Below are 10,223 nucleotides of genomic sequence, written 5' to 3'. Positions count from 1 at the left end.
TGTTGCGAGCAAGGGCAGTGATATCAGCCCTGGCGAATGAGGACTTTTGAGCCCAGCCGAACACTTCGGGGGTTCGGTTTTGGTCGGGAGCATCAGGGGGCAGGTACCACAGCGGACAGCCAGCAGCCTCAATCAAGTTGACCATGGGTCCGGGATGATGGCAGGTGGCGTGATCGAGAATTAGATCATGTCCGGATAATTACCCTGAATAAAAATCTGCCCCATTTCCCCATCTCCCCATCAATCTTCTTGATTATAGCTATTCAAGCGGACTTGACCTTACCACCTGTCCTGGTTTAAGCACCGGAATTAAGGCAGTTTCTCGCCAGGTTTCAAACACCACACGGTGACAAGTCCTTCCACAGTCAAGGCTGCTATCAGGTGTTGTTGGCACTAAGCAGCAATCAGATTGACGCGCCCCGCTCTGCTTCCGTCACTTTAGTGCTTCAAACTGCTGGCCTTGCTCACACCAGCTGTAGCCGTAATCATCCTGTTTGTCCATCCCCAATTTATGCACTTACACTAGTTGGGACTCTCGAATATACTCTACTGCTTCATTTACGAGGGAGCCAAAGCCCTTCATCCCCGGTATAAATACGCGGGGATGAAGGGCAGTAGCGGCTAAAGCCGCCGTGAAAAAAATATTCTGAGAATGTTCCGGAATTTTATTCTAGATGTTGTAGAATAAAGTAAAGCGGGAGAGGTCGATAACCGATGATCATTCTGGAATTCAAAGCCAAAGGAAAAAAGAGTCAATACTCAGCCATAGATGAAGCCATTCGGACTGTAAAATTTATCCGAAATAGCTGCATCCGTTTATGGATGGACAATAAGGGTACAAACAAATTCGATCTCAGCAAGTACAGTAAAGTGTTGGCTCATCAATTCCCATTTGCTAATGAGTTAAACTCAACAGCTCGCCAGACTGCCTCAGAAAGAGCATGGTCATCGATCACTCGTTTTTATGAAAATTGCAAGAAAAAGGTACCTGGCAAAAAGGGGTTTCCCAGATTCCAAAAGCATTGCAGATCGGTCGAATACAAACAATCAGGATGGAAGTTGTCCCCTGATAAAAAGTCAATCGTGTTCACTGACAAGAAGGGAATAGGGAAGCTTAAGCTTAAGGGTACATGGGACTTGTGGCGTTTCGACAAGAAGCAAATTAAGCGAGTCCGGATAGTCAAGCGAGCCGATGGCTATTATGTCCAGTTTTGCGTTTCCGTTGATTGTAAGGAGTCTTTAAAACCTACTGGCAATACTGTCGGTTTAGATGTGGGGCTAAAAGATTTCTACACCGACTCTAATGGCCACACAGAATCTAATCCCAGATTTTACAGAACAGGGGAAAAACGGCTTAAGTTTTATCAACGCCGAGTTTCCCGAAAAAAGAAAGGCTCAGCTAACCGCAGAAAAGCGATTAATAGACTAGGTAGGGCACACCTCAAGATAAGTAGGCAGCGTGAAGAACATGCCAAGAGACTGGCACGTTGCGTAATCCAATCTAACGATCTGGTCGCCTACGAAGACTTAAGGGTAAAAAATCTGGTTAAAAATCACTGTCTAGCCAAGTCTATTAATGATGCAGGTTGGTATCAGTTTAGAAGATGGTTGGAGCACTTTGGGCAAAAGTTTAGCAGGGCAACTGTTGCAGTAAACCCTGCCTATACCAGCCAAAATTGTTCTCAATGCGGCGAGATAGTCAAGAAGTCTCTATCAACCAGGACTCATACCTGTAAGTGTGGTTGTCAGTTAGACCGCGACCACAACGCTGCAATCAACATTCTTGAGAGAGCCTTGGGTACGGTGGGGCACACCGGAACCTGGATTTTAAATCCGAACTCTTCCGGAGATCTGTCCTCTACTCTTCTTGGTTCCGGCCAGGTTGAGCAAGACGGGTCGTTGAGCGAAGAATCCCCGCGTCTTTAGACCGGGGAGTGTCAACTAGCAGTTTATCCCGCAGCTGTTTAATGCGATCGCGTAACTTTGCTGCCGTTTCAAATTCCAACGTCTTTGCTGCTTCCTTCATCTGTTCTTCTAACTGATTAATCAACTCTGGAATCTTCTCTAAAGGTACATCATCCACCTGTTCAAACACCGATTCAAACTGTTGAGCATTCAACCGTCGGGAGACATCCAAAAATGTCAAAATTGGATTGTTTGCGGTTTTGCGAATAGGCTGTGGTATAATGTTATTTTTGATATTATATTCACTTTGAATCTTACGACGGCGATTAGTCTCATCAATCGCTTTTCTCATGCTTTTTGTAAGGGTATCAGCATACATAATGGCTTGCCCTCGGACATGACGTGCTGCTCTGCCTATAGTTTGAATAAGCGATCGCTCTGCCCTGAGGAACCCTTCCTTATCCGCATCCAAAATTGCTACCAGAGAGACTTCCGGCAAATCCAACCCTTCTCGCAACAAGTTAACCCCAACCAAGACATCAAATTCACCCTGGCGCAACCCCTGCAAGATTTCAATCCGTTCAATAGAGTTAATATCCGAGTGTAAGTAACTGATCCGAATATCCCGTTCTTGCAGATACTCTGTCAAATCCTCAGCCATGCGCTTGGTTAAGGTTGTTACCAGTACCCTTTCCTGACAATCCACCCGGTGCTTAATCTCAGCCAACAAATCATCTACTTGACCTACTGTAGGACGGACAAAGATTTCTGGGTCAAGCACTCCGGTAGGACGAATGATCTGTTCTACGACTAGCCCTTGAGATTGTTCGATCTCCCAATCCCCAGGAGTAGCAGAGACAAAAATACAATGATTCACCTTTGCCCAGAATTCCTCTGCCTTCAGGGGTCGATTATCTGCTGCACTGGGTAAGCGAAAGCCATGGTCAATCAACACTTGCTTTCGAGCGCGATCGCCATTGTACATTCCCCGAATTTGCGGCACCGTAACATGGGATTCATCCACTACCAAAAGCCAATCTTCGGGAAAATAATCAATCAAACACTCTGGTGGTTCCCCAAGCTTGCGTCCAGCCAAGTGACGAGAATAGTTTTCCACACCATTGCAGTAACCAATTTCGAGCAACATTTCCAAATCATAGCGGGTACGCTGTTCCAACCGTTGGGCTTCTAACAAGTTCCCCGCTTGCTCCAATTGAGCCAAACGTTCCTCAAGTTCTGCCTTAATAGCATTACAAGCTTCTTCCAACCGTTCATCCGGAGTAACAAAGTGACGAGCAGGGTAAATATTTACTCCCTCTACACTTTGGAAAATTCCACCCGTCACTGGGTCAACGTAGTGAATAGCATCAATTTCATCTCCGAAGAATTCTACCCGAATAATTCGGTCTTCATAAGCCGGGCCAATTTCTAACACATCCCCCTTCACCCGGAACCGTCCGCGTCCCAATTCTAAATCATTCCGGGAATACTGTACTGAGACTAAATCCCGTAAGAGTTGGCGTTGGTCAACTTCGGTATTTACCCGCAGAGGAATCGAGGCTTTTAAGTATTCTGAGGGGATACCCAAGCCATAGATACAGCTAATGGAAGCCACCACTATGACATCCCGCCGTTCAAAAAGCGATCGCGTAGCTGAGTGCCTCAGCATATCAATTTCATCATTAATTGACGCGGTTTTCTCGATGTAGGTGTCAGTGACCGGGATATAAGCTTCCGGCTGGTAGTAATCATAGTAGGAAATGAAATACTCCACCGCGTTATGGGGAAAAAACCCCCGCAATTCGTTACATAACTGCGCAGCCAAGGTTTTGTTGTGGGCAAGTAATAGGGTAGGTTTGCCAACTTTTTCAATTACCGATGCCACGGAGAAAGTCTTACCTGTCCCCGTAGCACCCAGTAGAGTTTGGATACGGTTGCCAGCCTTGAGGTAAGTGGTGAGTTGGGAAATAGCTTGGGGTTGGTCCCCTGTTGGTTGAAAAGGGGCTTCGAGGTTAAATAGCATCTTAGACGCTTCTGGCACAGCTAAAAAAAAATCCGTAAAAATACTATCTATAATTTCATCATAATTTTTGTACATTTATAGGTACTGATGGATAGATTATTACCCAAATTCAATAGATAGTTTTAATACTTGCCCAAAATTCGGAGGGGAGGATGAGAACTATCTGGTTAAATGCTAATTGCTTAAATCATAATTATCACGTATAAAAACTATACGTTATCGGTAATTAAAAACGGTTAATTACCAAAATTATTCCTATCAATATTTATCATTTGCTATCGACATTTTATTTCATGTTAGAGCATTTTAATAGTTTAGTTAACTAAGCTTTTTTTGTACTACATCGTTTTTCATAACTATGAGGCACACAGTTTTTTTGTTCTGTTCCTTATTCCTTATTCCTTATTCCCTATTCCCTATTCTATACAAATTAGGAATTTGTACCTAATTTAATTTAAAAAAGCTGTAATAATTAATTGATTATTAAATTGAGAATTATATCATTAAAACTATGAAACAATAATCATATATATCTAATATTAACAACTAACCCAAAAATAAATAATTGTTAATTTTGGTAATTATTAATCGGTAATTTCGAGGGAGATAAGTATTATCGATTATACCTGACAACGCCCCAATTAATCGAAAATTATATGTATTCCAAAAAAAGCCACTATAAACTCTTTACAAATTGATTGTTTTAATCTCAACATAAAAAAATCAGGAATTATGAACTATAGAAATACTATTCAGCGGATTGAAATATTGCTAGTGGAAGACAATCATCGTGACGTAGACTTGACCAAAGCTACTTTAAAAAATAGCAATACTCGCAACAATATCCAGACTTTTACCAATGGTAAGGACGCTATGGCATTTCTACGTCGAGAATCCCCTTATACTAAAGCACCCCGTCCCGACGTAATTTTGCTGGATTTGAATCTACCAGTGATGGATGGTCGTGAAGTGTTAGCACAGATTAAATCTGATCCAAAATTGAGTTTAATTCCAGTGATTATTCTCACCTCCTCAGATTCTGACCAGGACATCCTCACAAGCTACAAGCTAAACGCCAATGCCTACGTCACTAAGCCCTTTGAATTAGACCAGTTTCTCAAAGTATTGAAGTCAATTGAAAACTTCTGGCTAAGTATTGTTAAACTGCCACCCAAAAATTAAGCATTGCCAATTCATGCTATAGGGTTTGTATCTGGTAATAGGTAATGGAGACTTGGTAGTTAACGATTACCAAGTCTCCATTACCTATTACCAAAAATACCGAGACTATTTTATCAGTGATTAACCAGACTTGATAGTAATAGTCAATTGGCAATTAAAAATTTTAAATTGCTGTTAGTATACTACAAATCTTCACTGAGAACTTCATGGAAAGCAAACCCAGGGGCAGCCAGTACAAAGACAATGGTAGGAAGACCAGCAGTTTTTTGTTGTAAGCTTTCGTAATATTGAGTAAACTTATCGTCTGGTGTAGCCATACCCATAAAGATTAAGTCAGCATCAGCCGATGACTCATGAAGAATAGCATTAAAAGAACGCCCTTGGGAAACCAGCACCTGACAAATAACCCCAATCCGCAACTGTTTCACCCAATTACTTAGGTTTGCCCGTGCTGCTTGAGCTGCTATTTCATTAGGAAGCACCAACTTGAGGTAAATCTCAGCATTTTGCCACTTCAGGTCGCTGCGCAATAGATAGGCGAGGAGCAACATCAGGCTACCATTGGCTTGCTTACCGCCCCACCAAACATCAATCCGTTGACGACTACCGAAACCCTGCTCCCGATTTTCCCGCAGAATCACTACATTACGCTTTGCCTGGTGTATGTGAGTAATCAAGCGACAGTAAGGCTGGCGACGGCTAAGGGTTTCGTTATCCCCGAGTAAAACTGTATTGGGAACTAGTGGTCCTATACCGTAAGTTTCCACCAGTTGCCGGGCTCCGGTAAAGGGATCCGGTGCTGTTACCAAGCGCACTAGAGCTTGTACACTACGCCGTTCGAGATACTCACTGATGGTTTGTTCTAACTGTGCCTGCTTAGCAACACTATGGGAACTACTGGGTAAAATACTCGAAACGGTCACTAAACCGCGATTATGGGTCAGAGCATCGGCTAACTCTATCAAAGACCATCGTTTAGTGGGAGCTCCCGACAGCACCAAGATGTGGGGTCGCCAGTTTTTCGGATCAGGGTGATGACTAATCTGAAAAATACCAGTGCGCAACAGTGCCATCCAAATGCCCCGGCGTACATCCCCCCAAGCTGTGCGCAGTTCCCGCTGCTGTAGCCAAAGGTAAACCCCTAAGACAATAACAGCTGCTGCCACTGTGGCAAAGGCATTTATCAAAAACATTACGATCAGGCAACCCAATGCCCCTAACAGTGACAGAAACCAGTTAACTTTAAAGGAGGGTCGGAAGGAAGGACTTTGCAAAAAGCCCTCAATGGCAGCTGCTACATTCAACACCAGATAGGTGGTCAGAAAGAACATACTTAGCACTGGTGCAATGATATCTAATTGACCAAGGCAAACTGCTGCAGTAGCGATTCCCAACGTTACAGCGGTACCAATCCGTGGTTCATCATCTCGTCCACTACCCGTACCTAGGAATCGCATCCAACGGGGTAATACCCCATCTCTAGCTAGTGCCTGTAAAATCCGGGGAGCGCCCAGAATACTGCCTAAGGCACTGCTGAGAGTAGCACCCCATACCCCGAGTAGGATTGACGGACCCCAAAATGCCATCTGCCTCATAATCAGAGGATTGGCAATTAGGGCTTCTCCCCCTACCCGCATCGATAGAATAATTGGTAAGATGATATAAATAGCATATCCTGTGCCTACTGCTGCCAGAGTACCGATGGGAATGGCGCGGATGGGGTTGCGTAGATCACCGGACATATTCACCCCAGCCATGATACCGGTTACGGCAGGGAAGAAGACAGCAAAGACACGCCAGAAGGATTCTTTGGAGGTCACCCACAGCTCAATATTAGCTACATCATAAGGGTAATCATGGTTACCGACTAATAGAGCAATTAGGGATAGCGCTATCGCAGCCATAATAAAGTATTGAATACGGATGGCAAGGCTAGCGGAAGTCAAAGCCAGTATTGCCACTAAAATAGTAGTAATTAGCGCTACATAAAGCTGGTTGAGCTGGGGAAAGGTCTGAACTACGCTCTCGGCAAAACCAATAGTGTATAACGCGACTGAGAGAGCTTGGGCAAAGTAAAGGGGAATTCCTACTGCACCGCCAGTTTCAATTCCTAGGGAACGGCTAATCATGTAATACGCACCACCAGCCCTAACAATGCGGTCAGTTGCGATCGCAGAAATAGACAGAGCCGTCAAAAAGGTAATACTGGTGGAGAGGGTAACAATGATTAGGGTACCCACTAAACCAACATTACCAAGTACCCAACCAAAGCGCAGGTACATAATAACCCCCAGGATGGTGAGAATCGAAGGAGTATAGACCCCACCGAATGTTCCCAAACCTGAAGTTTTTTCCTGAGTAGGCTCGACAACAGGAGATGAGCGGCGACCAAACAGTAACTTCATATGTCTAAAACATGAATATAGTGCATTAAGCTAATCTGACTATAGGGAATATGGCATAGGGAACAGAGATTTTGATTCCTTTGTGGTGGGCGAAACGCCCATGAATTTCTGACTTGAAAATAGCCCTGAGGCAAGGAAGTGCGTTAGTCCTCAGTGAAATACCAGAGATGTTCATACTGTGTTGTAAATGAATTTTTGATGGGGGTATAACTGGAAAATTTTTCAAGTCCTTGACAGACAATGCCAGTTGGTGAATTGATCATGGTCCATGAACAACTCCACCAGTTCTACCCCCAAGCCACAGACATTGGAACTCAAGGATGTTACAACGTTGGTAGCCTGGGCTGTTGGTTCAACTTGGATGAATTTCACACCACAGGAATAACTGCTGTCATGGGGTTTTGGGCAAACAAGTAGAAACTGCTAATGGAACGAAGAGAACAGAAACAATAGTCTTTTAATCTGACAGTCTTTTAAGCTGACTACAGAATTAACTTGCTAAATTCCCAACTTTATGCACCCCAATCACGAATTTAAGGCATTTTTTGCTCAATGACCAATTTACCAATATGGGTAATATCAACTCCGGTTAATCACTTCGTTGATCAATCCAGTCTTCAATCTAGCAGCAGTGTGTTATACTTCACCGGAAAATTCTATGTATAGCAGTCGCCAGGGCAGTTAGGACATGACAAAAGTCTCACACCCTTTGTAAGCGATGCAGAGGTGCGACCCGTGGCGAATTTAATTCGCCAACGGAAAGCGCACCTAAGCGGTCTTGGGGGTTTCCCCCACTCGCTATTGCATCAAGAAGCGCAAGAGTTTGACTTCTGACAAATGACTTCTGACTTTTGACTTCTGCTATAAGTCGGTCAATCATGCTTCGCTCTTCCGAGTAGTAAACAGACTTTTCAAACACCATTCGATCAACCAAGTGATTAACTGGAGGTGATCTGAGTGTTACCTGAGTAGCATTTCCGGGAATTCTAGAGATGTAATCCCTAAAATAGGCTGTAGGAAACTATGCTGTATGGAAATTCTCAATTGAATGCAAGACAACTGACCTAAAGGTCGGGTAAAAGCAGAATGGGCAAAGGAAAAAGGGACAATAGCACTCCACCCTTCTCCCTTGACCGTTGAATTTTTCCTGACTAGGGCGGTAAGCATTCAGCGGTCAGCGGTCAGCGGTCAGCTAATCAACGGTCGGTAGTAAACAAGCTGGGGGTGCTGGTACGGCTGCTTGAAAATCTCTGCTGGTTTTACTGATCCGACCCAGTCCAGTTAAAGATTAATCTTCGGGTGGGCAGTGCCTACCAACGCCCTTTGCAAGGTTCATTATCTGTCTGGTGCACTGCCCACCCGACATCAACTACAGGAACTACTTGAGCCAAATCAGAAGCGCCATCACCAAGATTAAACAAGATTAAATCAGTATAGCTATCACAATTACTATATCTAAAAACTTCAAGGGAGAGATGATGTTACAATTCCCAAACTATCAAATTAAACTTCTAGAAGAACTAGAAGCTGGTGTTAGTACAGTTGTTTATCGCGGCTATCACCAGCAACAGCAAAGACCAGTTATTATTAAACTTATCAAATCGGACTATCCCTCCCTTAAAGAGATTAGCAGCTTACGACAAGAATATACAATCTCCCAAGCTATTGATTGTGAAGGCATTGTCAAATGCTACGGTCTGGAAAACGATAATAATGGATTGGCGTTGATATTTGAAGATTTTGGGGGTCAATCCCTCAAGCACTTGATCAACTCTCACACCATGACTATCAAGGACTTTCTGCGGATAGCTATTTCTCTAGTAGAAACCTTGGATGAGCTGCACAAAGTCCCGATTATTCATAAAGATATTAACCCCTCTAATATCATCATCAATCCGGAAACAGGACAAGTTAAAATCACTGACTTGGGCATTGCCTCGCGCCTGTCTCTAGAGAATCCCACCACTAGCAATCCTAATTGGCTGGAAGGGACTCTTGCCTATATTTCACCGGAGCAAACCGGGAGGATGAACCGCTCCATTGACTACCGCAGCGACTTCTATTCCTTAGGTGCCACCTTTTACGAAATGCTAACGGATCGGGTACCCTTTATCACCACCGATCCCATGGAATTGATTCACCATCATCTGGCTCAATATCCTGTCCCTCCTCATCAGCTTAATCCAGAAATTAGTGAAGTAGTTTCATTGATTGTGATGAAACTCCTAAGGAAAAATGCTGAAGACCGATACCAAAGTGCTGCTGGACTAAAGGTTGACCTAGAAACCTGTCTATCCCAACTACAAACCACCGGAAAAATTGAAACCTTCACTCCCGGGACCTATGACATCGGGAGCCGACTGCTCATCCCTCAAAAACTCTATGGTCGGGAAGGGGAAGTAGCCACCCTGATGGAGGCCTTTGAACGAGTCAGTGTTGGAGCCACTGAGTTGATGCTGGTATCCGGTTACTCAGGGATTGGTAAAACCTCAGTGGTCAATGAAGTTCATAAACCAATTGTCAAAGCGCGAGGGTATTTTATTAGTGGTAAATTTGACCAGTTTAAGCGGAATAGTCCTTACGCTGCCCTGCTGGAGGCATTTAGGGGATTAATTCGGCAACTGTTGACAGAACCGGCTCAAACACTAGGGATTTGGAAACAGAATTTATTACATGCTCTGGGTGCCAATGGCAAGGTCATTATTGAA

General features: G+C 43.9%; 9 protein-coding genes. 4 read left to right on the top strand and 5 right to left on the bottom strand.

All coding sequences use genetic code 11. The annotated features are described in order from the left end of the window. The coding region (locus F6K20_RS39890; protein WP_353736746.1) for a transposase at positions 1-181 on the bottom strand (181 nt) is incomplete at its 3' end. A 533-nt stretch (positions 182-714) separates the two neighbouring features. Between F6K20_RS39890 and F6K20_RS10825 the strand changes: the two genes are divergently transcribed. Next, on the top strand, positions 715-1,926 hold the full coding sequence (locus tag F6K20_RS10825) for an RNA-guided endonuclease InsQ/TnpB family protein (protein ID WP_287294641.1): 1,212 nt from the start codon (positions 715-717) through the stop codon (positions 1,924-1,926). On the opposite strand, the gene uvrB is transcribed toward F6K20_RS10825, so the two are convergent. Beyond that, the gene (uvrB, locus tag F6K20_RS10820; RefSeq protein ID WP_287294646.1) at positions 1,859-3,928 is read right to left on the bottom strand and encodes an excinuclease ABC subunit UvrB; all 2,070 of its coding nucleotides are present in this window, start codon (positions 3,926-3,928) and stop codon (positions 1,859-1,861) included. The two genes, F6K20_RS10825 and uvrB, sit on opposite strands and share 68 nt — an antisense overlap. A gap of 732 nt (positions 3,929-4,660) precedes the next feature. Here uvrB and F6K20_RS10815 point away from each other — a divergent pair. Next, positions 4,661-5,110 carry a response regulator gene (locus F6K20_RS10815; protein WP_008182291.1) on the top strand — a complete coding sequence of 150 codons (450 nt, stop codon included), beginning with the start codon at positions 4,661-4,663 and terminating at the stop codon, positions 5,108-5,110. A gap of 16 nt (positions 5,111-5,126) precedes the next feature. Here F6K20_RS10815 and F6K20_RS10810 read toward each other — a convergent pair whose 3' ends face one another. Beyond that, on the bottom strand, positions 5,127-5,264 hold the full coding sequence (locus tag F6K20_RS10810; protein WP_287254924.1) for a hypothetical protein: 138 nt from the start codon (positions 5,262-5,264) through the stop codon (positions 5,127-5,129). A 28-nt stretch (positions 5,265-5,292) separates the two neighbouring features. Beyond that, positions 5,293-7,515 (bottom strand): APC family permease, encoded by a 2,223-nt coding sequence (locus F6K20_RS10805; RefSeq protein ID WP_008182295.1) that lies wholly within the window; start codon positions 7,513-7,515, stop codon positions 5,293-5,295. A 240-nt stretch (positions 7,516-7,755) separates the two neighbouring features. Here F6K20_RS10805 and F6K20_RS10800 point away from each other — a divergent pair, with 240 nt between their 5' ends. Next, positions 7,756-7,932, top strand: coding sequence for a hypothetical protein (locus F6K20_RS10800; RefSeq protein ID WP_287257458.1), 177 nt, complete (start codon positions 7,756-7,758; stop codon positions 7,930-7,932). A 543-nt stretch (positions 7,933-8,475) separates the two neighbouring features. On the opposite strand, the gene F6K20_RS10795 is transcribed toward F6K20_RS10800, so the two are convergent. Next, entirely contained in the window at positions 8,476-8,682 is a 207-nt protein-coding gene (locus F6K20_RS10795) for a hypothetical protein (RefSeq protein ID WP_008179178.1), read from the bottom strand. A gap of 311 nt (positions 8,683-8,993) precedes the next feature. Between F6K20_RS10795 and F6K20_RS10790 the strand changes: the two genes are divergently transcribed. Continuing rightward, a partial coding sequence (locus tag F6K20_RS10790) for a serine/threonine-protein kinase (protein ID WP_287294643.1) occupies positions 8,994-10,223 on the top strand: 1,230 nt, incomplete at its 3' end.

It is taken from the genome of Moorena sp. SIO2C4, assembly GCF_010672485.1.
GTDB classification, from domain to species: domain Bacteria; phylum Cyanobacteriota; class Cyanobacteriia; order Cyanobacteriales; family Coleofasciculaceae; genus Moorena; species Moorena producens.
Note: the sequence above shows the minus strand (reverse complement) of the source record. Positions and strands in the feature narration are given on the sequence as shown.

Bases quoted from the DNA above. Each gene is read 5' to 3' on its own strand.
- F6K20_RS10800 (WP_287257458.1), top strand. From the start codon at position 7,756: ATGCCAGTTGGTGAATTGATCATGGTCCATGAACAACTCCACCAGTTC.
- uvrB (WP_287294646.1), bottom strand. From the start codon at position 3,928: ATGCTATTTAACCTCGAAGCCCCTTTTCAACCAACAGGGGACCAACCC.
- F6K20_RS10795 (WP_008179178.1), bottom strand. From the start codon at position 8,682: ATGCTTACCGCCCTAGTCAGGAAAAATTCAACGGTCAAGGGAGAAGGG.
- F6K20_RS10805 (WP_008182295.1), bottom strand. From the start codon at position 7,515: ATGAAGTTACTGTTTGGTCGCCGCTCATCTCCTGTTGTCGAGCCTACT.
- F6K20_RS10825 (WP_287294641.1), top strand. From the start codon at position 715: ATGATCATTCTGGAATTCAAAGCCAAAGGAAAAAAGAGTCAATACTCA.
- F6K20_RS10815 (WP_008182291.1), top strand. From the start codon at position 4,661: ATGAACTATAGAAATACTATTCAGCGGATTGAAATATTGCTAGTGGAA.